The sequence below is a fragment of the Brucella oryzae genome (assembly GCF_041929965.1).
GTDB lineage: Bacteria > Pseudomonadota > Alphaproteobacteria > Rhizobiales > Rhizobiaceae > Brucella > Brucella oryzae.
The window spans coordinates 1-22,918 of sequence record NZ_JBHEEO010000003.1; the positions used below are offsets into that span (position 1 = coordinate 1).

Here is a 22,918-nt window from a genome sequence, read left to right on the forward strand (position 1 = left end):
AAAAGAACCACGAACAGCTCGATTCACAGCGCAGCTGATGAAACCGAAGCACAGAAGGGCGGCAGGCAACTGCCGCCTTTTTCAGACCACTAGTAACTTTATGAATCTATAGGATTTTTTTGAATTTGGCGTTTGAAACGGGATTAACATCGGACGGGTATCAAACGTCAAATTCAATCCACTAGAACTGTCTACCGATCAATCGGTCTACTGACCAACGTCCGCTGCCCTGTGTGCTCAGATAGGCGAAGACACCTAGCCAGACGGTTGAAAGCTGAAAGCCGGAGCCGCGCGGGATCATGACCATGACCAGAATGACAATCATCTGAATGAAAAGCATGAAGGAAAGCGGACGGGTCAGCAGGCCAAGCGCAATGGCAATGCCGCCGAAAAACTCCAGCCCACTGGTGAAATAGGCCAGCGGCACTGCGGGTTCGAGACCCAGCTGCTGAAACAGCTCGATGTCGCGGGGCATGTCGCCATTGAAGAGTTTCTCCCAGCCAAACCAACTCATGATACCGCCGCTGGTTACTCTCAGCGCCGTATAGGCTGAATCGTGAGTCTTGCGATATAAAGGCGCTAGAAATGGAAATATCAGCGGTGTGTCGTGGTTCGGGTCTGTCGCTGTCATGGGTCCTCCACCCTGAAAATGGAAGACAGATCATTACGCACCGGGATCACCCTTATCTGATAAAATTCACGTTATCGCAGCATCTCTACGTTCACGTTTCAGTGTGTTTCGCCGCTCCCGGCCAGAAAATACTTTCATCGATGGCTTTGCGTTGCACAGCGCATTCCCTTGCCAGAAAGTCGATCAGGGTCCGCACTGAAGGCAACAGGCCGCGCCGAGATGGAAATACCGCATGCACAATGCCCGATGCCGGACGCCATTCGGGTAGAACCGGCACCAATGTGCCTGCCGCCAGATCCCGCCAGATCATCATCGTTGGCAATTGTACGATCCCGGCTCCGTCGAGTGCTGCGTCGCGCAAGGCTGCCATGTCGTCAGTCAGAAGACGGGGGCGGTGCGGAATAACGGCACGCTCACCATTATGCTTTTCAAGCCGCCATTCATAATTATGGGAGGCCGATGTCCATGCAAGGCTTGGCAGGCCTGTCAGGCCAGCGGGTGTTGTGACCGGCGTTTTAAGAAATCCCGGCCGCGCGACCAGATATTGCGAGCTGTCATCCAGTTTCCGCATCAGAAGATCGGTCTGCTCCAGCGGTGGAAACCGCACGCGGATGGAAACGTCGAACCGTTCGCCGATCACATCAACACGGCGATTGGTGCTTTCAAGATGCAGATCCACCTTTGGGTAGGCTGTGAGAAATTTTGCGAATAACACACCGAACTGGAATGAAATCAGCGCTGTCGGGCAGCTTACCCGCACCACGCCCTGCGGCTCGTCGCGATGTTGTGCGATGAAAGCAGTCGCGGCTTCCGCTTCCACCAGAACGGCGAGACAGCGGCGGTAATATTCACGTCCGATATCGGTGACGGAAAAGTGGCGCGACGAGCGCTGAATCAATCGGACACCCAACCGCTCCTCCAGAAGCGCAATGCGGCGGCTGAGTTTCGATTTATGCAGGCCCATGGCGCGGCCTGCCTGCGCGAAGCCGCCATGATCCACCACCTGCACAAAGTAATAAAGGTCGTTCAGGTCTTCCATCGTTCTATTGATAGAACGCAACGTCGATTTTTACAATCTTTTGCGCTTTTCGTTGCTGAGATAGCTTTCATTCATTCCACTAATGCCAACCGTAACACGAATATACGGGCGGCGATCCAAACTCTGGCTTCCAGAAAGGAACCGTCGATGACCAAGCCATATGTACGCCTCGACAAGGATGACGTTGCTGTTCTTCTCGTCGATCACCAGACCGGCCTGCTGTCGCTGGTACGGGATTTCGATCCGGACAAGTTCAAGAACAACGTGCTCGCCCTTGCCGATCTTGCCAAATATTTCAAGCTGCCGACCATTCTGACTACCAGTTTTGAAAACGGCCCGAACGGCCCATTGGTGCCGGAACTGAAGGAAGCGTTTCCCGATGCGCCTTACATTGCCCGACCGGGACAGATCAACGCCTGGGACAATGAAGAGTTCGTCAAGGCGGTGAAGGCTACCGGTAAAAAGCAATTGCTGATCGCCGGTGTCGTGACCGAAGTCTGCGTGGCCTTCCCGGCATTGTCTGCCATCGAGGCTGGTTTCGACGTCTTTGTCGTCACCGATGCGTCAGGTACTTTCAGTGAAGTAACCCGCCATTCGGCCTGGGACCGCATGAGCGCAGCCGGTGTGCAACTGATGACCTGGTTCGGTGTGGCTTGCGAACTGCATCGCGACTGGCGCAACGATATTGAAGGTCTGGGCACGCTGTTTGCAAACCACATTCCGGATTATCGGAACCTGATCACCAGCTACAACACGATGACGACCGGCAAATAATCCGCCTGCCACAATAATCCCGGTCAGCGAGCCTTGCTTGCTGACCGGGATTATGAGGTTTTTATCGCCTCACGGAGAATGGAGCGCAACCAGGCAACAGCCGGATGCGCCCCGAAAGTATTGTGCGACAGCATGTTGATCTGAGTGGCTGGCAGCGGATAGGGCGCCTCATGCAGAACGAGGCCATAAGTGTCTTTATAGGTTTCCGCCACGCTACGCGGCACAAGGGCGATCATGTCGGTTGACGCCACAAGCGGCGGCACGGCAAGAATAAGGGAAACTGTTGCGCCGATGCGGCGAGACAGCCCCGCGTCCCGCAGCAGACCCTCAAGAAACGGTGGATTGCTGGTTACAAATGCGCGTTCAAGACCTTCTTGCTCTTGCATGCCAGCAGCTTCCATTGCCGCGCGGCCCGACAACAAGACGTCAATATGCGGATAATGGCCGAGCGTCTCAATCGTCAGTGCAGCAGAAGAGGCCGGATGGCCTTCGCGCATGATCCAGACACTATCGACGGATACGAGCGGTTCACGCCTGAAGCGGCTGGGAACGCGCCCGAATGCGCCAACAACCAAATGTAACGTTCCCCGATCCAGTTCTTCAACGAGATTGAGATCGTTGAATAACCGCAGCCAAAGCCGGACACCGGGCGCTTCCCGTTCAAGCCGCGCCATGACAGCCGGGAAGAGAGTGCCGATATAAAAATCGGAAGTGGCGACCACGAAACTCATATCCGCCGTGGCAGGATCAAATTGCACCGGTGAAAGTGCCGCCGATATATCGGCAAGGGCGGCACGCAGCGGCTGCGATAATTCCTCCGCTCGTGGCGTCGGGTGCATCCCCTGCGGCCCACGCACGAACAGCTCGTCCGACAGCGCTTGACGCAACTTCCCGAGAGCATGACTGACTGCGGACTGGGTGAGATTAAGTCTTTCCCCCGCCTTGGTCACGTTCCGCTCTTCCATCAGAGCATTGAAGACGCGGATGAGATTGAGGTCGATATTATGAATACTGCTCATAATTCAAATTATAACAAATCATTTCAATCATGGAAGGGTAGGCGCCATATTCGCTTCATCGAACGGCTTCGATTTTCTCGAGCCGAAAGCAAGGTCCAAGGAGACAGAAAATGAAAAAGATTGCTCTTGCCATCACCGCGATTGTGTTCAGCACAGGCATCGCTTCGGCTGAAAACCCATTCGTTGGCCAGCCGGAAGCCATGGCTGCACAGGACAAGGCATTTGTTCTGCCTGGACGGAGCGTGAACACTTCGTTCCGCAAGCTCGATTTCACGAGCACGGCTGCGATCACTCCTGCAAAACAGGTCACAGAGAACGGTTCGGCACATCGCTTTGGTGATGCTTCGCCTTCCAGTTACCAGAACTAACGACACCCGTCCTGTGTCGAAACCGAAAGGCGAAGCCACGGCTTCGCCTTTCGGTTCTCACCATCGGGCACCGATTCAGACAATCAATTCAGGAACTGCGTGTTATGAACAAGCCAGTTGTTCTCTTGCAGCAGCCAGCTCCAGCCAAGGAAAAGCCGGAGACCCCAAAAGCAACCAGAAAGTCTCGCCGCCGGGTCTATCTCAGCCTTGCACGTGCGTCTGTGATTGTTGCCGGGATCGGTCTTGCCATCGTCATTCCGCTTGGCTGGGGCAGTTGGGTTGCCGGCATGACCAGCCAGACGACCGATAATGCTTATCTGCGTGCCGACACAACGCCGGTCAGCGCTGAAGTTGGCGGGCGTGTCGTGCACCTGCTCGTAGAAGACTACCAGCACGTCAAGGTCGGCCAATTGCTGATGGAGATCGACCCGACTCAGTATCAGGCCAAGGTGGATCAAGCCAAGGCAAGTGTAACCGCCGCACAGGCTGCAATCCGCAATGCACAGAGCAACATCACCTTGCAGCAGCGTGTGATCGAGCAGGCAGAAGCGGGGCTGGCCGCGCTCAATGCTGATCGCGAACGTATCGTAAGCGAGGGCCAACGCCAGACGTCTCTGACGAAAAACGGCTGGTCGACCGCGCAAAAGCTGGAGGCCGCAATTGCCGATGTCAAACGCATAGAAGCGCAGATTGCCGAGAAGCAAGCCGAAATAGGAGCCGAGCGCCAGAAGCTGGACGTTCTCGCAACCCAGTCCGATCAAGCGCAAGCAGAACTGTCCAGTCAGAGGGCTGCATTGCGGCTCGCGCAGATCGACCTGGATCGTACACGCATCACAGCCCCGGTCGATGGTGTCGTGGGTGTCAGTAGCGTACGTGAAGGGCAATATGTGCGAGTCGGATCACAGCTTGTTTCGGTCGTGCCTGTCTCGAAGCTTTATGTGGTCGCCAACTTTAAGGAAACGCAGTTGGCCAAGTTCAGGCCGGGGCAGGTTGTCAGCGTGACGGTGGATACATTCCCGGGCAAGGAATTGCGCGGTCATGTGGAGCGGCTTTCACCGGCAACAGGTTCGGAGTTCAGTCTGCTGCCGCCGGACAACGCGACCGGCAATTTCACGAAGGTGGCTCAGCGCGTCGGCGTACGCATCGCACTGGAGCGGGATAATGAACTCGACAGCCTGCTTCGTCCAGGAATGTCGGTTATTGCAACCGTGCATACTGACCAAAGCATCGAGACGACTGCCAGTCTCATCAAATAGCTAGTTAGACCGCGTGTCGCGAAACTTGGTTTGAAACCGGCAGGCGGCGGGAGCAGAAAAGCCATGTCCATCGCTACGACCGTTCAGGGTGCCGCCCAATCGCGCCCCACAGGACTGCCCGACATGCGGGCTCTGGTCGGTGTCGCCGCCGTCTTGCTCGGCACGACGACATCCCTGTTGAACTCCCGCCTTACCGATATCGGACTTGCTGATATTCGCGGAGCACTTGGCGTCAGTATGGATGAGGCAAGCTGGCTGACGACAGCTTATGTCGTGGCCGAAGTGGCAGCTATACCATCTGCCGTCTGGTTGCGCTCCATCCTCTCACCTGCCCGTGGCGTTATGATCGGTGCACTCATTTTCACGGTTGCATCGATGGTGGCGCCACTCAGCCCCAATCTCCAGACACTTATCAGCGTCCAGGCGATACGCGGCCTGAGTGCAGGTATCCTGATGCCGATGGCTTATGCCGTGATTATGCGGCATCTGCCGCAGCACTTACGGCTTTATGGATTATCGCTTTACGCGCTTGCCTCGTCTCTTACGCCTAATCTTGCCGTCAGCATCGAAGGATGGGTAATTACCCATCTTTCATGGGAATATCTGTTCTGGATCAATATCGTGCCTGGCAGCCTTACCCTGCTGGCCGGAGCGTACGGACTTGCCAACGATCCTATCAAGTTCCTGTGTTTCCGCAGACATGACGGGTTCGGTCTGCTGGCGCTGTCTTTCGGGCTGGCGGCATTGGTAACGGCACTTGATCAGGGCAATCGCCTCGACTGGCTTGGATCGGGATTGATCGTGGGTCTGCTGGCTTCAGCCTTGTTCTTTCTAAGCATCTATCTCATCCATGCATTGTGGCATCCAGACCCCGTCGTCAGCCCGCGCCTGCTTGCCAGACGCAATATTGGTTTCAGCTTGTTCTTGATGTTCGCCATGCGTATCGGGCTGATGACCTCTGCTTTTCTGCTGCCGCAATACCTGATCCGTATTCAGGGGTATCGTGCACTGGAAAGCGGCACAATGTTCTGGGTTTCGGCTTTGCCGCAGATCGTTCTGACACCATTTGTCGCCTGGCTGGCTTATAGAATGGACCCACGCAGTATGGCCGCTTTCGGACTGATGCTGTTCGACGCAGGCGTTCTTATACTGTCCAATCTGACGCATCTGTGGACGTCGGATCAGATATTGCCTTCGCTGTTCGTGCAATCCATCGCCGCACCATTTACCGCAGTGCCGTTGATGGTGCTGATAACGGAAGATATCAGCGTCAGGGAAATACCATGGATTGCTTCTCTCGTTCATATCGTTCGTACAGTCGGCACAGCCATCGGGCTTGCTGCGGTCAGCACATTCACACGCATACAGGAACAGGTGCACTCCAATCTGCTCGGTTTACACCTGGAACGGGGTGCTGCTGATGTGCAGGCTCGCATCGACCAAACCGCTGCCATGCTGGAAATCCATAACAGCGACCCGGCGACTGTGACTGCACAAGCCACGGCCATGCTCGCCAGAACCGTTCAACGTGAGGCTTTTGTGCTGGCTTACAGCGACATGTTCGTCATGATCGGCCTCGGTATCGCTCTTGCTGCGCTGGTGACACTCTTCATGCGCCGTCCACCGCTGCCGGGAAAATTCCTCTAATCCGAGCAGCATTCTGCACCGCCTCGATTCACCTGTCGGCAACCGTCCTATTTATAGGACATTGAGTACCGAAATCCGCACTACTCAGCGTTGGGCCGTGAAGCTACTTACAAAGGCATCGAAGCATGACTGCTTCAGGCGGACTATCAAAATTTCGCTCGCATTCACGCTTCACCATTACATCTCGATAAGGAAATAGACATGAGAGTATTCGCACTGCCGATCTTCGCCTCGTTGCTGTCCATCTCGGCTGCTCAGGCGGCAGATTACAAGCTGGACCCAACACACACAAAAGCTGTTTTCTATATTGATCATTTCAATACATCGACCAACAGCGGCGGTTTCTATGAGATCAACGGCGATATCTCGTTCGATCCTGAAACCATGGATGGGAAGATGGATATTTCAATCCCGGTAAAGACGCTGAATACAGGCATGGCCGCATTTGATAAGCACGTGACAGGTGCTGACATGCTGGACGCGGAAAAGTTCCCGACCATTGAATTCAAGTCGACCAGGTGGAATTTCGCCGGAGACAAGCTGGTATCGGTCGATGGCAATCTGACCATGAAGGGAAAGACACAGCCAATTCAGCTGACCGCCACCAAATTCGGTTGTTATCAAAGCCCTATCTTCAAAGCGGAGGTCTGCGGCGGCGACTTTGAAACAACTATCGATCGCACCCAATGGGGCGTGGACTTCCTCGTCAAGGAAGGTATGGCCAAGATGGTCAAGCTTGAAATTCAGGCTGAGGCAATCAAGCAGTAAATCAACTGCACTGTCGACATATATAGGCTTATAGTTCTTGGTTCCCATATGTAGCCCGCGAGCCAATGGCTCGCGGGCTACAGGGACAGCTTGGTGATAATCAGCCACTCGCTTAAAAGCCGATTGTGGACTCAGTTGAGGAGTAACTTGACGAGCAACGGAACCACAAGCGAGGTTGCAATCGCATTCAGGGCCATGGCAATCCCGGCAAACAGTCCCGCCGTTTCGTTGACATCGAAGGCGCGCGCAGTTCCAATGCCGTGCGATGTCAACCCAACGGCAAATCCCCGTGCCGCATAATCCGTTATCCGCATCGCATTCATGAAAGGGGTGACGACAAGTGCTCCAATAATACCGGTCAGTACGACCAGTACTGCTGTGAGTGAGGGTGTGCCGCCAAGCGTGGAGGAAATTGCCATCGCCACGCCTGCCGTTGCCGATTTTGGAAGGAAAGAAATCAACACTTCATTGGAGAGATTGGCCCATTTGCCCATCACGACGATGGAAAAAACAGCAAAGAAGGAACCGACGACCAATGCGGCCCCCATCGGAATGAGGGCTTTCCGCACCTGATGCCATTGGCGGAATAGAGGCACTGCGATGGCGACAGTAGCTGGACCAAGCAGGAAGTGGATAAACTGGGCTCCCTCAAAAAAACTTGTATAGGGAACATCGAAAATCACAAGCAGGCTGGACAGCAACAAGATGGAAATCAGAACCGGGTTGGCCAGCGGATGGCGCCTCAGCCGGACCGAGATTTGTGTTGCCACGATCCATGCGCAGAGTGTGAGAGTGAGCCAGAGCAATGGCGAGGCTGAAAGGTAAACCCATAGTTCAAGTGGATGTTTCATAACGCTATCTCCGCCCCATGAAGCGCTGTACGAGAACGAATGTCCAGACCGTCACCGCCAATGTAAGAATTGCAGAGACAACGACGATTGCCAGAATTGCGGTAGCTTGTCCCTGAATCTGGCTCCACATCGCCACCACCCCAACGCCGGCCGGAACGAAGAGCAGACCGAGATTGCTGAGAAATGCATCCGCCGCTGTTTCAGCTTCGGCAAAGATATTCCAGTTGAATGTCTTGCACAGTTGCATGGCTACGAACAGAAGCACGAGTCCCACAACAGGGCCCGGTACGGGGAACCCGCTCATGAAGATGATGCTTTCGCCAAATAGCTGGAACAACAATAGAAGCGCTATACCCTTGATCATGAAGGCTTCGTCTCCAATTAAAGCATGCTTCCCGCAAGCGGGCCGGTTTCAGGATGAAACACGCTTAAAAACAAAAGGATAGAGCATTTCCAATAATTCAGGAAAACCGGAAATGCTCTGGAATCTGAACAACCAAGTTAAACGACCGATAATCCGGCAGTCTACATGATCTCCGACGATAGTGTTTTTCTGGTTTGCGAGAAAATTTACTCGTCGAATTGATCTCATCACAGGCACTTTCAGGATACCGGGTTTCGAAAATGTGCCTTCTTGCATGTCGGCAGGTAGTACCGATATTACACTCAGTCACTAATATATACCATTAGGCGTATGGTGTTCCCTGCGCCTCAAGGAGAGAACGACATGGAGCTAGGCGTATATAGTTTCGGGGACGTGCAGAAGAATACCGCTACTGGCGAGCTCGGCTCTACGGCGGATGCAACGCGCAACTTGCTTGAAGCCATTCAGCTCGCCGATGAGGTTGGCCTCGATTATTTCGGTATTGGCGAGCATCATACACGTGAGATGCCGGCTTCGGCTGCGACCGTCATTCTGGGCGCCGCGGCGTCGACCACCAAGAACATCAAACTTGGCAGCGCTGTAACAGTGCTGAGCACCGATGATCCCGTACGGGTCTATCAGCAGTTTGCTACGGTGGACGCGCTGTCTAACGGTCGTGCTGAAATTACGGCTGGTCGAGGTTCTTCAACCGAATCCTTTCCGCTTTTCGGACATGATCTGAACGACTATGACGAGCTTTATGCTGAGAAACTCGATCTGCTTTTAAAGATCAATGAAAGCGAGAACGTCACCTGGCAGGGTAAATTTCGTCCGGCGTTGAACGACGCGCTTGTTGTACCGCGTCCAGATAGCGGTTCGCTGCCAGTCTGGCTCGCAACCGGGGGAAATCCGCATTCGTCGGTTCGTGCTGGCCTGCTCGGTTTGCCAATTTCCTACGCAATCATCGGTGGGCAGGCATCGCGTTTTGCACCGCTGGCTGATCTTTACCGGCGCGCGGCCGCCCAGGCGGAAATCGCACCGGAAAGAGTGAAGGTCTCGGTCGCAACACCGGGCTTCATCGGTGAGAATGCCACGGAAGCAAAAGAATTCTTCTGGACTCACTGGCATGCAGTCATGGAACAGATCGGCAAAATCCGGGGCTTCGCTCCACCGCCCCGCTCGCATTACGACCGTGAGGCAAGGGGTGCAGGTGCGATTTTTGCGGGCAGTCCGGAGGAAATCGCCGAACGTATTGTCGAGTTGCACAAGCACATCGGTCATATGCGGCAGTTCTTACAGATGGACGTCGGACAAATGCCGCACAAGGCATTCCTGCGTTCGATAGAGCTGCTGGGTACCAAGGTAAAGCCGCTTGTCGATGCGGAACTGGGTTCTGGAAAATAAACAGGAGTAAACGGAATATGCCAATATCTCAGGTCAGGACCATCGGCATATTGGGGGCGGGCCGTGTTGGCACCGCCATAGCTCGCCGTGCAATTGCGGCGGGCTATGAGGTGCGGCTGGCAACGTCCAAAGCGCCGGAAGATATCGCACTTGTGCTGGAAATCATGGTGCCAGGCGCGCGGGCCGATACGGCCGAAAGCGTGATTGCGGCTGCGGATATCGTCGTGCTTGCATTGCCGCTGTCCAAATATCGCAATCTTGCGCCGGAATTGATGCAGGGCAAGATCGTTATCGACGCCATGAACTACTGGGCACCGACGGACGGAATGATCGCAGAGTTCGAGGGTGAGCGTTCAAGCAGTGAGGTTGTGCAGGATTTCCTGCCGGGTGCACGACTGGTGCGGAGCTTCAACCACATGGGCTATCATGAAATAGATGAGGAAGCTCGTTTGAAAGGTGATCCCGAGCGCCGTGCGCTTGCTGTTGCCGGGAACGATGCGGATGCACGCAGGGAAGTGGGTGCCTTTATCGACCGTATCGGGTTCGATCCTGTCGATGCAGGACCGCTGGTTTTCAGCCGTTTGTTCGATACCGGCACTCCCTTGTTCGGTGCGACAGTCAACCGGGCGGATATGGAGCGCGCCCTTCAACTGCAACGCGCGGCATAGAGCCGGTTTTAAACAGCCGGGACGATCAGTTCCGTTCGTATCATTTCAGGCAGGTCGGTTGTTTGAGCCGGTTCGTCCAGAAGCTCAAATGCACGCTCGATCATAGCCTGAACATTCTGGCGGATCATGACAACCGGAAAATGCAGAACCTCGATGAAGGGATCCCAGTCGAAACACCCGATGGAGCATTCTCGAACTTCATCGACCGGAAGCGTCTTGAGAAAGCTGACGACGCCCTCGAAGGGGCTCGTCGAGTTGACGAACAGGGCCTCGGGTAGCCCATTCAGCTCTTTGTAAATATCACGGATCGTCCTTGCGGCGATATCGGGATCGTAGCCATTTGTCATGATGGCATCAGCGTGTACCGGGAGGTTCAGAGCGTCCAGCTCATCTCGGTAGCCTTGAACGCGTGCGCGTGTATTGTGGTCACTGTCCACTCCGCCAATGAAATAGAAACTGTTATCCTTTCGACGGGGGCGACGATGGGCAATCTGATGCGTGAGTTGGCGGGCGCCATCATAATTGTCGCTGATCACAGACGCGCCGCGCTTTCCTGGAAGATCGACATTGATATGTTTCAGGTGAGCCGTTTCACAGAGTCTGGCGACGCTGTCCGGATCGGTTGCGCCTGCGATCAAGAGGGCATCGACATTATGGGCGATCAGCGTTTCCACAGTGCTGCGTTCCTGTTGTGGGTCGCGCAACGTGCTGGCCACAACGGGGATAAGATTGCGTGAGCGCGCCACCGTTTCGAACGATGCTGCCATGGAGCTGAAATAGCGATTGTCCAGCATCGGCAAGATCATGCCGATAAGGCCGGAATTCGATATACGTAGTCCACGCGCCTGAAGATTGATTGTATAGCCGAGATCGTCGGCTATCATTCGGATTTTATCGGCCGTTGCTTTGGTAATTCTCCGATTTTTCCATGAACCATTCATAACGGAAGCAACGGTTGAGGCAGATACACCTGCCCGCTCCGATATATCATAGATGGTTACTTTCCGGGGAATACTCATCAAGCGCGCTTATCCGTCTGAATTGGAGCCCGATCTTAACGGGCAGACACCATTCACCGCAAGTGGGGGCGGGATCTAATCCGACCTATTCCTCCGTCATTTTCCTCTTGACCAGATGTGGGGTGTTGAGCAATGTTAATGCTGCACTATCGATGGTGCAGCATAATAATGCCCCGGTGATGCGATGAGTTGCAAAACGAAGCGACGCCGAAGAAGCGGCATTCATGGAGTGGAGGCCGCTGCGGGGAGAAATATGGGTGGAGCAGCGAATTTTAATTCGCCCGCAAGTTGGTCGAACCAGAAATGGAAAAATGGTGGGAGTGAGATATGAAGAATATGTTCGGTAAGGCAGCTTTTGCTGCAGTGGTGCTGTCATCTTTCGCAAGCAGTGGCGCACAGGCGGAAGTGAAGGATGCAGTGGTTGGCTTTTTGATGCCGGATCAGGCATCGACACGCTATGAGGAGCGCGATTATCCAGGCTTCGCTGCCGAGATGAAGAAGATCTGCGAAAGCTGCAAGGTGCTTTATCTTAATGCCGATGGCGATGCGAGCAAACAGCAGCAGCAGTTCAATTCGGTCATTTCGCAGGGTGCGAAGGTGATCGTGCTCGACGCGGTCGATACGGCAGCGGCAGCTTCGCTGGTCAAGCTCGCCCAGTCGCAGGATATCAAGGTCATCGCCTATGACCGTCCGATCCCGGATGCGACCTCCGATTTCTATGTCTCGTTCGACAATGAAGCCATTGGCAAGTCGATTGCGGAATCGCTCGTCAAGCACCTGAAGGACAAGGGGGTGCCGGGTGACAAGGGCGGCGTTCTGCAGATCAACGGCTCGCCGACCGATGCCGCAGCCGGTCTCATCAAGAACGGTATCCATGCCGGATTGAAGGACAGCGGCTACAAGACGCTTGCCGAATACGACACGCCTGAATGGGCGCCAAGCAAGGCCCAGCAATGGGCGAGTGGCCAGATCACCCGCTTTGGCGATCAGATCGTCGGCGTTGTGGCTGCCAATGACGGCACCGCAGGCGGCGCGATTGCGGCCATGAAGGCGGCTGGCATCGATCCGCTTCCGCCGGTCACCGGCAATGATGCGACGATTGCGGCACTTCAGCTCATCATTTCGGGCGATCAGTACAACACGATCAACAAGCCGTCCGAAATCGTTGCTGCAGAAGCTGCACGCGTCGCGGGTCAGCTTCTGAATGGCGAAACCCCGAAGGCCGAAGCTACGCTTTACAACACACCGTCGAAGCTTTTCGTCCCAGTGGTTGTGACGGCTGAAAACCTCAAGGCTGAGATCATCGACAAGAACATCGTTCCCGCCGCTACGCTCTGCGTGGACCGTTATGCCGAAGGCTGCAAGAAGCTCGGTATCACCAACTAAATAGCGACACGCCCGGCCGGTTATCCGGCCGGGCAATTCGGTGCGGAATGGCATGTCCTGCTATGTGCCAGGGAAAGTGAGATCATGTCCCAAGATCACAAAGCCGCCGCGACATCATCGCAGCCTGTGCTGCGTCTTAGCGGTATATCCAAGAATTTCGGCGCCGTTTCAGCGCTGACCGATATCGATCTGGAAGTCTTTCCGGGCGAGGTTGTCGCTCTTGTCGGCGATAATGGCGCGGGAAAATCAACCCTCATCAAGACGCTGGCTGGCGTCCATCAGCCGACATCCGGCACCATCGAGTTCAACGGTGAGAAAGTCACGCTTTCCTCGCCCGGCGTTGCTCTCGATCTCGGCATTGCGACGGTCTTTCAGGATCTGGCGCTGTGCGAGAACCTCGATGTCGTCGCCAATATCTTTCTTGGCCGGGAGATGAGCCCATACCGCCTCGACGAGGTGTCGATGGAAATCAAGGCGTGGAAGCTTCTGAACGAATTATCCGCCCGCATTCCAAGCGTGCGCGAGCCGGTGGCCTCGCTCTCCGGTGGTCAGCGCCAGACGGTTGCGATCTCGCGCTCGCTGCTGCTCGATCCGAAGCTCATCATGCTCGACGAGCCGACGGCAGCGCTGGGTGTGGCACAGACGGCTGAGGTTCTCGATCTTATCGAGCGTGTGCGGGACCGCGGGCTCGGGGTTCTGATGATCAGCCACAATATGGAAGACGTGCGCGCCGTGGCAGACCGCATCGTCGTGCTGCGGCTTGGCCGCAACAACGGTGTTTTCTACCCGGATTCCTCGAACGAGGAACTGGTCGCAGCCATTACCGGCGCGAGCAGCAACTCCGTTTCCCGCCGCGCCGAACGGCGTCAGGCGCAGCATGAAGCCGGTCAGGTCCATGATCGGGGAGAAGCATAATGAACCAGGCAACCGGAAATACCCCTCTCGACCGCCAGGATACACGCGTGCGCCATGATGAAGGCGTTTTGGGCGCGCTGCGCAATTTCTTTGACCGTGTTCGTTCGGGAGATCTTGGATCGCTGCCGGTTATCGTCGGCCTCGTCATCATCTGGACCGTTTTCCAGACGTTGAACCCGGTCTTTCTGTCGAGCAACAATCTCGTCAATCTGCTGTTCGACTGCTCCACCATCGGCGTTATTTCGCTCGGCATCGTCTGCGTGCTGATGCTGGGCGAGATCGATCTTTCGGTCGGTTCGGTCAGCGGTCTGGCTTCGGCCATCGTCGGTGTGCTCTGGGTCAATCACGGCTGGCCTGTCGGCTTTGCGATGCTGGCAGCACTTTGCAGCGGCGCGCTGATCGGCCTGCTTTACGCATTTCTCTATAACCGCTTCAGCATGCCGAGCTTCGTTTCCACGCTGGCCGGCCTGCTCGCAGCCCTTGGGCTTCAGCTTTATCTTCTCGGCAATACCGGCTCCATCAATCTGCCTTACGGCTCGTGGCTCGTGAGCTTCGGCCAGCTTCTGGTCATGCCGCGCCCGCTTTCCTATGCATTTGTACCAGTTGCGGGACTGGCCATCTTCTTCACCGGTTTCCGCGCCGCTGGGCGCCGCCGTGAAGCCGGTCTGTCGGCGCCGTCGTCAGCCGGGATCGCGCTCAAGGCCATTGTCATCACGATCATCGTCGGTGGTGCGGTGTTCTATCTCAACCAATCGCGCGGTGTGCCTTGGATGTTCGGCCTGTTCGTGGCGCTGGTGATCGCGATGAACTATGCGCTTACCCGCACCAGATGGGGCCGCTCCGTGCAGGCAGTCGGCGGCAATCGCGAGGCCGCGCGCCGCGCCGGCATCAATGTGAATTTCATCTATGTTTCGGCTTTCATGGCGTGCTCCACACTGGCGGCGGCAGGCGGCATCATGGCTGCGGCGCGTCTGGCATCTTCCAGCCAGCAGGCAGGCACCGGCGACGTCAACCTCAACGCCATTGCGGCGGCGGTTATCGGCGGCACCAGCCTCTTTGGCGGGCGCGGCAGCGCATGGTCGGCCCTGCTCGGCATTATCGTCATCCAGTCGATTGCCAGCGGTTTGACGCTGCTCGATCTGTCATCCTCGCTTCGCTACATGATTACAGGTGCCGTGCTTGCAATTGCAGTGATCGTCGATTCCCTTGCCCGCCGCTCGCGCCAGTCGCACGGTCGCGCCTAAACCTCTAAGGACTGAAAAATGGCTCAGGATCTCAACGGAAAAGTTGGCGCCGTTACCGGTGCTGCCTCCGGCATTGGCTTTGAATGTGCAAAGCACATGATCGAAGCGGGCATGACAGTGTTTCTCGTCGATCGCGACGAGAAGGCGCTGGTCGAAAAATGCGCCGAGCTTGGCGACAAGGCAAAGCCGCTGGTCGTCGATCTGCTTAATCCGGCATCTGTCGCCACCATGATGCCGCAGATACTTGAACAGGCGGGGCAGCTCGACGTTTTCCACGCCAATGCGGGTGCCTATATCGGTGGTCCTCTGTGGGAGGGCGACCCGGATGCCTGGGACCGCATGCTGAATCTCAATATCAATGCGGCCTTCCGCACCATCCATGCAGTGCTACCGCATATGATGGAACGTAAGACCGGCGATATCATCATGACGAGTTCCGTCGCAGGTGTCGTACCGGTGATCTGGGAGCCAATTTATACGGCTTCCAAGCACGCCGTTCAGGCTTTCGTGCATACGGTTCGCCGTCAGGTCGCCCCGCATGGTATCCGCGTTGGCGGCGTTCTGCCGGGTCCGGTCGTGACCGCGCTCATCAGTGATTGGCCGAAGGCCAAGCTCGACGAAGCGCTTGCCAACGGCAGTTTGATGGAAGCGAAGGAAGTGGCTGAATCGGTGATGTTCATGCTGACCCGCCCGCGCAACATCACCATTCGTGATCTGGTCATTCTTCCGCAGAGCCTCGATCTGTAAATGGGAGAGACCATGAGGAGCTATTATCTGGGCGTCGATGTCGGCACTGGCAGCGCCCGCGCCGGTCTCTTCGACGCCAGCGGTACCATGCTTGCTTCGGCCAAAAGCGATATCACTATCTGGCGTGAGGCGGGCAGCATCGTGGAACAGTCGAGCGCTAATATCTGGCAGGCCGTTTGCGAAAGCGTGCGCGAAGCGGTCAAGCTTGCGGGTGTCGATCCGGCCGACATTGCCGGTATCGGCTATGACGCCACCTGCTCGCTGGTTGTGCTGGGCGATGGAGGCAAACCGCTTGCCGTCGGCCCGTCCAACGATCCCGCGCGTGACATCATCGTGTGGATGGATCATCGCGCAATCGCTCAGGCCGAACGCATCAATGCGACGAGGGCCGGGGTTCTCGATTATGTGGGCGGCGCCATTTCGCCCGAGATGGAAACGCCCAAACTGCTGTGGCTCAAGGAAAACAAACCTGAAACTTTCGCCGTAGCCTGGCAGTTTTTCGATCTGACTGATTTCCTCACATGGAAATCCTGCGGCAGTCTTGCCCGCTCCGCCTGCACCGTCACCTGCAAATGGACCTATCTCAGCCATGAAAATCGCTGGGACGAAGCCTATTTCCGCGAAGTTGGCCTTGGCGAACTGGCGGATGAAAATTTCGTCCGCATCGGTACCGACGTTCGCGCTGGTGGTGAGAAACTTGGCGGATTGAACGAACAGGCTGCAGCTGAACTGGGCTTAAAGCCGGGCATAGCAATTGCCGCCGGTCTGATCGACGCCCATGCAGGCGGTATCGGCACGGTGGGGGCGCGCGGTTCGGAAGGCCGGATATTGTCGCGCATGGCCTATGTGTTCGGCACGTCGGCCTGCACCATGACCACTACCGAGCAGCCGGTCTTCGTGGATGGCGTCTGGGGACCATATTATTCGGCTATGGTGCCGGGTCTGTGGCTGAACGAGGGCGGACAATCGGCGGCGGGTGCTGCTATCGATCATCTGATCCACATGCATCCTTTCGCGGCAGAAGCTGAAAAGCAGGCGGCGGCTCAGGGCAAAGGGCTGGCCGACAGCCTTGCTGCCGAAGTCGAGGCGAGGGGCGGTGTTGACAAAGCGGCTGCGATCATCGGTGACATTCATGTCGTGCCGGAATTCCTCGGCAATCGCGCACCGTTCGCGGATCCTGATGCGCGCGCGATCATTGCCGGGCTTGATCTCGATGCCGGGATCGACAGCTTGACGGCACTTTATCTCGCCGGTCTGTGCGGACTTGGTTATGGTGCGCGGCAGATCGTCGAGGCGCAGAAGGCAAAGGGAATCGAAACCGATACTATCGTGGTTTCGGGCGGTGCCGCGCGTTCAAATCTCGTGCGGCAGGTACTCGCAGACACGACGGGTCTCGTCATCGCTGCCTCCACATCGCCGGAGCCGGTGCTGCTTGGTTCGGCCATGCTGGGCGCGGTGGCGTCTGGGGCCTATCCGGATCTTGCCGCCGCCATGCATGCTATGTCGGAACTTGGCGCGGTGAACAGGCCGGATGCAGAGCGCGCCAAATGGCACGACAGGCGTTTCGAAGCGTTCGCGCTACTGCAGGCAACCGCACGCCAGATACGCTCCATGGACAGCTGAACTAACTTGAAAATAAACAGGTGGCGATAAGAAAACTTCTGTCGCCGCCTGTCTGCTTGGCTGAAGTCGTACCCGGCGGGCCGTGCATCTCTCTCGATCCGATCAAAGCGGCCCCTGCAAGCTGATGGTTCTGCTGCGACGAGTTCCTTCATAACCAGTACGACGCGTGATCTGGTTTTAGCTGTCGCCAATCGCCCAGACCGCGGCACCGGCGAGCATTCCGGCACCCGCTGCCGACAGGAGCAGCTGTTCACCGGGCTGAAAAGGCCGTGATCGGGCGGCGAGCGACAGCGACAGCGGTATCGTTGCCGCTGACGAATTGCCGAATGCGCAAATCGTTCTGGCAGCGATGGAAACAGGCAGCTCAAGCTGGTCGCAGACCGTGTCGATGATCCGCGTATTTGCCTGATGCGGAAAGAACCTGTCCACATCAGCGGTACCAAGCTGCGCTTGTTCCAACGCATCCCTGGCGCAATGCGTCATCAGGCGCACGGCCTGCGCGAAGACGGCTTTTCCATCCCGCATGGTCATTTTCGTGTCGCCAGCGGAAATGGATATCAGGCCGTAATTTCCGCCATCCGACAGGAGTGACGATCCACGCAATCCGGCCTGCGGATCGTTCGATGGCGCAAGCAGGACGGCCCCGGCGGCATCGGCAAACAGAATGGCCGTGTTGCGCTCCTCCATATCGATGCGGCGGCTCAATATATTGGCGGCGACCACCAGAACCGGCTTGCCGGTATTTCTGACGAAACCGTCGGCCAGCACGAGCGCATAGAGGAAGCCTGAACAGGCGCCCGCCAGATCGATCGCGCCGCAATTTTTGAGTCCCAGCTTGTGGGCGAGAAGCGGCGCGGAAGGCGGCAGAAGATGGTCGGGCGTCGATGTAGCCAGAATGACGAGCGCCACCGAATTGTGTGGAACACCTGCATCATTGAGCGCCATTTTCCCGGCCTTCATTGCCATGTCTGTCAGGGTTTCGCCGGGTGCCGCCCACCGCCGTTCTCGAATGCCGGTGCGCCTTTCGATCCAGCCGGATTCCAGCCCGAGCCGCTGTTCCAGTTCGGCATTTTCAACCCGGCGCTCCGGCGTATAATGGCCGAAGCCCGCCATGCGGCTTGCACTCTTCATCGCGCCGCCATCCCGATCCTGTCGGCTGCCGCATCGATGGCATCATAGGCAAGGTCCAGATCGGCAGGCGTCACGCAATAGGGCGGCATCAGATAGATCACATTGCCGAGCGGACGCAGGAGCACACCCTGTTCGCGGAAAAAGGTTTTCAATTTCGGTCCCGCATCGGAAAGATAGCCGGTCTGCCCGACGGCAAGATCAAGGGCGGCAATCGTGCCTTGCTGGCGCAAATTGGTGAAACGGGGGTCGTCCTGAAAGCGGGCAAGCCTTTGCGCATGCCATTGCGCCAGCGTCTCGATACGGTTTGCGACGGGTTCGGTCTGCCAGACGTCGATATTGGCGCATGCGGCGGCGCAGGCAATCGGATTGGCCGTATAGGAACTGGAATGAAAGAAGGCGCGGCTGCGATCCGTCGAAAAATGCGCGTCGAAGATTTCAGCCGTGCTGAGTGTCGCAGCCAGCGGCAGCGCACCGCCGGTAATGCCTTTGGACAGGCACAAAATATCCGGCGTGATGGATGCCTGTTCGCAAGCAAACAGGGTGCCGGTGCGTCCCCATCCTGTCATTACTTCGTCGGCGATGAGCAGCGTTCCATAGCGGCGCGTGATCCGCCGGAACTCGGACAGGAGATGCGCGGGATAGATTTTCATTCCGCCTGCCCCCAGCACCAGCGGCTCTATCAACAGGGCAGCAACATCGCCGCTGCGACAGAACTGCTCCAGCGCATCAAGCGTTTCCTGTTCCCGCCCCGCAATTGGAAACGGGATGGTGTCAACCTGAAACAGCAGAGGCTCATAAGCCGCGTTGAACACTCCGCGCGCGCCTGTGGACATGGTGCCGATGGTATCGCCGTGATAGCTGTGCTCCATCACCACGATGCGCGAACGCGGTTCTTTTCTGTTGTGAAAAAAACCGAGCGCCATCTTGATCGCCACCTCGACCGCAGTGGAGCCGCTGTCGGAATAGAAGACGTGGGCAAGGCCCGGTGGCGCAAGCCTGACCAGATCACGCGCAAGCCTTTCTGCCGGTTCGTGGGTGAATTCGGCAAAGATGATCTGGTCAAAGCGTTCCAGCGCATCGCGGATCGCCGTCATGATTTTCGGGTGACGGTGCCCATGGGTAATCACCCACCATGAGGAGATGGCGTCCAGCACCGACCGGCCGGTTTCATCGTGCAGATAGGCGCCGTCGGTTTTGACGATCCTGCGGAAAGCTGGTTCGGTGGCGTGCTGGGTGAAGGGATGCCAGACAGGAGAAGAATGCCCGGTCATGCGGAAGCCTCGTTAAAAGCGTTCATGTCGAAATGTTCGCGAAAGGCGCGGCGGAGCCCGTCCCGGTCAAGTTTTGCCAGATGCGGCAACCGGCCCAGCCTGCGCACGCCGCTCATGTCCGGGATAATCTCCTCGGTGTCGGGTTGCGGTTCGCCGATAAAGGCGATGCCGAGTACGGGAATATTGCGCCGGCTCAATGCCTCCAGTGAAAGCAATGTGTGGTTGATGGTTCCAAGGCCGGTTCTAGCACACAGGATGACCGGCTTTCGCCAGCGCGCAAAAACATCGATGAATGTCGTGCGGCGCGTCAGCGGGACATGCAATCCGCCTGCCCCTTCGATCACCAGAGGCGCATCGAGCATCGGCACTTCCAGCGCATCCGCATCGATTTCCACGCCATCGATCCGTGCGGAGAGATGCGGCGAAGCCGGTGTTTTGAGCCGCCAGGCTTCAGGGATGATCCGATGCCGCGAAAGCCCGGCCAGCCTTGCCACGGTTTGGCTGTCGGTCGCCTCGTCCAGCCCCGATTGCACCGGCTTCCAGTAACAGGCATCGAGCGCATCCGTCAGCGCAGCGGAAAAGACGGTCTTTCCGATACCCGTATCGGTGCCGGTGACAATGAAAGTGCGGTTCATATCGTTTCCTCTCCCATGATCGCGGCAAGGCGCTCGAACATGCGCGCTATTGTGGGTTCATCGACATTGAGCGTGATGGTGATGCGCAGGCGCGCCGTGCCGGAGGGCACTGTCGGCGGGCGGATGGCGCGTATGTCGAAGCCTTCGGCCTGTAAGCGGCGTGCGATGCGCAAGGCGCACCCGGCATCGCCGATGATGAGCGGCAATATCTGCGTTCCGCTGCCGGCCCTGCCGAAAAGATCGGCGAAACGCGCATTGGCGAAAGCGACAAGCCGGTGCAATTCCTGCCGCCGATGGTCTTCTGCAACCATGGTTTTCAGTGCCAGCCGGGTTGCGAATACCTGCAAGGGGGACGGCGCGGTGGAATAGATGAAGGGCCGCGCGCGGTTGACGAGATAATCACGCAGGATCGGATCTGCTGCAACCAGCCCACCGGAACTGCCCATGGCCTTGCCGCAGGTGTGGAGCACAATCACATTTGGCCTGCCTTCCAGCCCCGCCGCAAAACCGCGCCCGTCCGGTCCGTGCACGCCGGTGGCATGGGCTTCGTCGATGAAGAGAAAGGCATCATGGCGGTCGGCGATTTCAACGAGATCGGAGACCGGCGCGCAGTCTCCATCCATCGAATAGAGGCTTTCCACCACAATCCATGGCGTGCCGCTTCCGCCCTTGTTGCGCCAGGTGCGGATCGCCGTGTCGAATGCCTCCGCATCATTATGCGGGATGGAAACGGTGTCGGCCTTTCCGGCCCGCATCCCCTCATGCGCGCTGGCATGGACCAGCGCGTCATAGGCGATCAGGTCGCCGCGTTGCGGCAAGGTTGAGAGAACGCCAAGATTTGCTGCATAGCCGGTGCTGAAATAGAGCATCGACGGCGCGCGAAAAAAGGTGGCGGCTTCGGCCTCCAGCAGCGTGTGTTCCGGGTGGTTGCCGCGCAACAGCCGTGACCCGCCCGCCCCGCTGGCAAGGCTGTTTTTAAGCGCGTCGATCAATGCCTCGCGGAGTGACGGCGCGGCGGCAAGGCCCAGATAGTCGTTCGAACTGAAATCCGCGCCGCCATGATGCGAAAGCCTGCGCAGATGCCCGCGCCGCTCAAGGCTTTTCAGCCTGGCGGCATAGCGGGCCAATGGATCAGCGTTCATGCATGGGCGTCCGCTGTGTCGGCGGTGAGGCCAAGCCGGCGCATGAGGCTGGTGTCGCGGTCTTCGCCCGGATTGGCGGCGGTCAGCAGCGTGTCGCCGATAAAGATCGAATTTGCGCCCGCGAAAAAGCAGAGCGCCTGCATTTCATCGCTCATCGCATGGCGTCCGGCGGTCAACCGCACATGCGATTGCGGCATCATCAGGCGGGCAAGCGCGATGATGCGGATAAAGGCGATTGGGTCGACAGGCTCGGCTTTTTCCAGCCGCGATCCCGGCATGGGGATCAGCATGTTGATCGGCACGCTTTCGGGCGGGGTGGGCAGATTTGCCAGCGACACCAGCATGTCGATGCGGTCGTCCTCGGTTTCTCCAAGACCGAGAATCCCGCCGCTGCAAACCTTGATCCCGGCGTCGCGGACATTGGCAAGCGTTTCCAGCCGGTCATCGAAACTGCGCGTCGTGATGACCTGCGGATAGAAACGCTCAGATGTATCGATATTGTGGTTGTAGTAATCGAGGCCCGCTTCCGCGAAGGTCTGTGCCTGATCCGGGTTCAGCATACCGAGTGTCATGCAGGTTTCCAGCCCAAGCGCCTTAACCTGTTTGACCATCTCGACAATCGCCGGTTCGTCGCGCGGCTTCGGGCTGCGCCAGGCAGCGCCCATGCAATAGCGGGTCGCACCGCTATCCTTTGCCTTCCGTGCTTCTTCAAGAACCCTATCAAGGTCCATCAGTTTCGAGGCTTTCAGGCCCGAGGCATGATGCGCCGACTGGCTGCAATAGCCGCAATCTTCGGGACAGCCGCCCGTCTTGATGTTGAGTAGCTTGCTGAGCTGAACGCGGTTCGGGTCGAAATTGGCACGATGGACGCTCTGTGCCTCGAAAAGAAGATCATTGAATGGGAGATCGTAGAGCAAACGCGCGTTTGTGAGCGTCCATGTGTTTTCATCCGGTTTGGACGCCGTTCTTTCAGCGCTTTCAGTGGCCAATTTCACCGTCTTCATCATGCTTTCCTA

Annotated in this window: 23 protein-coding genes; 12 read left to right on the plus strand and 11 right to left on the minus strand. The window is 57.2% G+C overall.

Going from position 1 to position 22,918, the window contains the following annotated elements; translation table 11 throughout:
• Positions 1 to 181: 181 nt before the first annotated feature.
• Together JNC70_RS03480 and JNC70_RS03485 are read right to left on the minus strand one after the other, a co-directional pair.
• Positions 182 to 631, minus strand: a complete 450-nt coding sequence (locus tag JNC70_RS03480) for a DoxX family protein (RefSeq protein ID WP_104755713.1) — start codon at positions 629 to 631, stop codon at positions 182 to 184.
• Between the two features lie 91 nt (positions 632 to 722).
• Positions 723 to 1,670 (minus strand): LysR substrate-binding domain-containing protein, encoded by a 948-nt coding sequence (locus tag JNC70_RS03485; RefSeq protein ID WP_104755712.1) that lies wholly within the window; start codon positions 1,668 to 1,670, stop codon positions 723 to 725.
• Between the two features lie 147 nt (positions 1,671 to 1,817).
• On the opposite strand from JNC70_RS03485, the gene ycaC reads away from it, so the two are divergent.
• Positions 1,818 to 2,444: an isochorismate family cysteine hydrolase YcaC gene (gene ycaC, locus JNC70_RS03490; RefSeq protein ID WP_104755711.1), complete on the plus strand. Its 627-nt coding sequence runs from the start codon at positions 1,818 to 1,820 to the stop codon at positions 2,442 to 2,444.
• 50 nt (positions 2,445 to 2,494) lie between these two features.
• Here ycaC and JNC70_RS03495 read toward each other — a convergent pair whose 3' ends face one another.
• On the minus strand, positions 2,495 to 3,463 hold the full coding sequence (locus JNC70_RS03495; RefSeq protein ID WP_104755710.1) for a LysR family transcriptional regulator: 969 nt from the start codon (positions 3,461 to 3,463) through the stop codon (positions 2,495 to 2,497).
• Between the two features lie 110 nt (positions 3,464 to 3,573).
• Between JNC70_RS03495 and JNC70_RS03500 the strand changes: the two genes are divergently transcribed.
• The 4 genes from JNC70_RS03500 (at position 3,574) to JNC70_RS03515 (ending at position 7,502) form a co-directional block, all read left to right on the plus strand.
• Positions 3,574 to 3,831: a hypothetical protein gene (locus JNC70_RS03500; protein ID WP_104755709.1), complete on the plus strand. Its 258-nt coding sequence runs from the start codon at positions 3,574 to 3,576 to the stop codon at positions 3,829 to 3,831.
• 104 nt (positions 3,832 to 3,935) lie between these two features.
• Positions 3,936 to 5,087, plus strand: a complete 1,152-nt coding sequence (locus tag JNC70_RS03505; protein WP_104755708.1) for an HlyD family secretion protein — start codon at positions 3,936 to 3,938, stop codon at positions 5,085 to 5,087.
• Positions 5,088 to 5,150: 63 nt separating this feature from the next.
• Positions 5,151 to 6,734, plus strand: coding sequence for a DHA2 family efflux MFS transporter permease subunit (locus JNC70_RS03510; protein ID WP_104755707.1), 1,584 nt, complete (start codon positions 5,151 to 5,153; stop codon positions 6,732 to 6,734).
• Between the two features lie 201 nt (positions 6,735 to 6,935).
• The gene (locus JNC70_RS03515) at positions 6,936 to 7,502 is read left to right on the plus strand and encodes a YceI family protein (RefSeq protein ID WP_104755706.1); all 567 of its coding nucleotides are present in this window, start codon (positions 6,936 to 6,938) and stop codon (positions 7,500 to 7,502) included.
• Between the two features lie 131 nt (positions 7,503 to 7,633).
• On the opposite strand, the gene JNC70_RS03520 is transcribed toward JNC70_RS03515, so the two are convergent.
• Together JNC70_RS03520 and JNC70_RS03525 are read right to left on the minus strand one after the other, a co-directional pair.
• Entirely contained in the window at positions 7,634 to 8,353 is a 720-nt protein-coding gene (locus tag JNC70_RS03520) for an LrgB family protein (protein ID WP_104755705.1), read from the minus strand.
• Between the two features lie 4 nt (positions 8,354 to 8,357).
• Positions 8,358 to 8,717 (minus strand): CidA/LrgA family protein, encoded by a 360-nt coding sequence (locus JNC70_RS03525; RefSeq protein WP_104755704.1) that lies wholly within the window; start codon positions 8,715 to 8,717, stop codon positions 8,358 to 8,360.
• Positions 8,718 to 9,080: 363 nt separating this feature from the next.
• Between JNC70_RS03525 and JNC70_RS03530 the strand changes: the two genes are divergently transcribed.
• Positions 9,081 to 10,121, plus strand: coding sequence for an LLM class flavin-dependent oxidoreductase (locus tag JNC70_RS03530; RefSeq protein WP_104755703.1), 1,041 nt, complete (start codon positions 9,081 to 9,083; stop codon positions 10,119 to 10,121).
• Between the two features lie 17 nt (positions 10,122 to 10,138).
• Positions 10,139 to 10,789, plus strand: coding sequence for an NADPH-dependent F420 reductase (locus JNC70_RS03535; protein ID WP_104755702.1), 651 nt, complete (start codon positions 10,139 to 10,141; stop codon positions 10,787 to 10,789).
• An 8-nt stretch (positions 10,790 to 10,797) separates the two neighbouring features.
• On the opposite strand, the gene JNC70_RS03540 is transcribed toward JNC70_RS03535, so the two are convergent.
• The gene (locus JNC70_RS03540) at positions 10,798 to 11,808 is read right to left on the minus strand and encodes a substrate-binding domain-containing protein (protein WP_104755701.1); all 1,011 of its coding nucleotides are present in this window, start codon (positions 11,806 to 11,808) and stop codon (positions 10,798 to 10,800) included.
• Between the two features lie 336 nt (positions 11,809 to 12,144).
• Here JNC70_RS03540 and JNC70_RS03545 point away from each other — a divergent pair, with 336 nt between their 5' ends.
• The 5 genes from JNC70_RS03545 (at position 12,145) to JNC70_RS03565 (ending at position 17,723) form a co-directional block, all read left to right on the plus strand.
• Positions 12,145 to 13,194: an ABC transporter substrate-binding protein gene (locus JNC70_RS03545; protein ID WP_374788551.1), complete on the plus strand. Its 1,050-nt coding sequence runs from the start codon at positions 12,145 to 12,147 to the stop codon at positions 13,192 to 13,194.
• A gap of 84 nt (positions 13,195 to 13,278) precedes the next feature.
• Complete coding sequence (locus JNC70_RS03550) at positions 13,279 to 14,109, plus strand: ATP-binding cassette domain-containing protein (protein WP_104755699.1); 831 nt, start codon at positions 13,279 to 13,281, stop codon at positions 14,107 to 14,109.
• Entirely contained in the window at positions 14,109 to 15,353 is a 1,245-nt protein-coding gene (locus JNC70_RS03555; RefSeq protein WP_104755698.1) for a sugar ABC transporter permease, read from the plus strand. Before JNC70_RS03550 ends, JNC70_RS03555 begins: the two co-directional genes overlap by 1 nt.
• Before the next feature lie 18 nt (positions 15,354 to 15,371).
• Positions 15,372 to 16,100, plus strand: coding sequence for an SDR family oxidoreductase (locus tag JNC70_RS03560; RefSeq protein WP_104755697.1), 729 nt, complete (start codon positions 15,372 to 15,374; stop codon positions 16,098 to 16,100).
• Positions 16,101 to 16,112: 12 nt separating this feature from the next.
• Complete coding sequence (locus JNC70_RS03565; protein WP_104755696.1) at positions 16,113 to 17,723, plus strand: FGGY-family carbohydrate kinase; 1,611 nt, start codon at positions 16,113 to 16,115, stop codon at positions 17,721 to 17,723.
• A gap of 177 nt (positions 17,724 to 17,900) precedes the next feature.
• Here JNC70_RS03565 and JNC70_RS03570 read toward each other — a convergent pair whose 3' ends face one another.
• Genes JNC70_RS03570 through bioB form a run of 5 tightly spaced genes read right to left on the minus strand, consistent with a single transcriptional unit; the run spans position 17,901 to position 22,906 of the window.
• Complete coding sequence (locus tag JNC70_RS03570) at positions 17,901 to 18,854, minus strand: beta-ketoacyl-ACP synthase III (protein WP_104755695.1); 954 nt, start codon at positions 18,852 to 18,854, stop codon at positions 17,901 to 17,903.
• Complete coding sequence (locus JNC70_RS03575; RefSeq protein WP_104755694.1) at positions 18,851 to 20,125, minus strand: adenosylmethionine--8-amino-7-oxononanoate transaminase; 1,275 nt, start codon at positions 20,123 to 20,125, stop codon at positions 18,851 to 18,853. The genes JNC70_RS03570 and JNC70_RS03575 overlap by 4 nt, the downstream gene beginning before the upstream one ends.
• Positions 20,122 to 20,760 carry a dethiobiotin synthase gene (bioD, locus tag JNC70_RS03580; protein ID WP_104755693.1) on the minus strand — a complete coding sequence of 213 codons (639 nt, stop codon included), beginning with the start codon at positions 20,758 to 20,760 and terminating at the stop codon, positions 20,122 to 20,124. The genes JNC70_RS03575 and bioD overlap by 4 nt, the downstream gene beginning before the upstream one ends.
• On the minus strand, positions 20,757 to 21,902 hold the full coding sequence (locus tag JNC70_RS03585) for an 8-amino-7-oxononanoate synthase (RefSeq protein WP_104755692.1): 1,146 nt from the start codon (positions 21,900 to 21,902) through the stop codon (positions 20,757 to 20,759). Before JNC70_RS03585 ends, bioD begins: the two co-directional genes overlap by 4 nt.
• The gene (bioB, locus tag JNC70_RS03590) at positions 21,899 to 22,906 is read right to left on the minus strand and encodes a biotin synthase BioB (protein ID WP_374788545.1); all 1,008 of its coding nucleotides are present in this window, start codon (positions 22,904 to 22,906) and stop codon (positions 21,899 to 21,901) included. Before bioB ends, JNC70_RS03585 begins: the two co-directional genes overlap by 4 nt.
• Between the last annotated feature and the right edge of the window lie 12 nt (positions 22,907 to 22,918).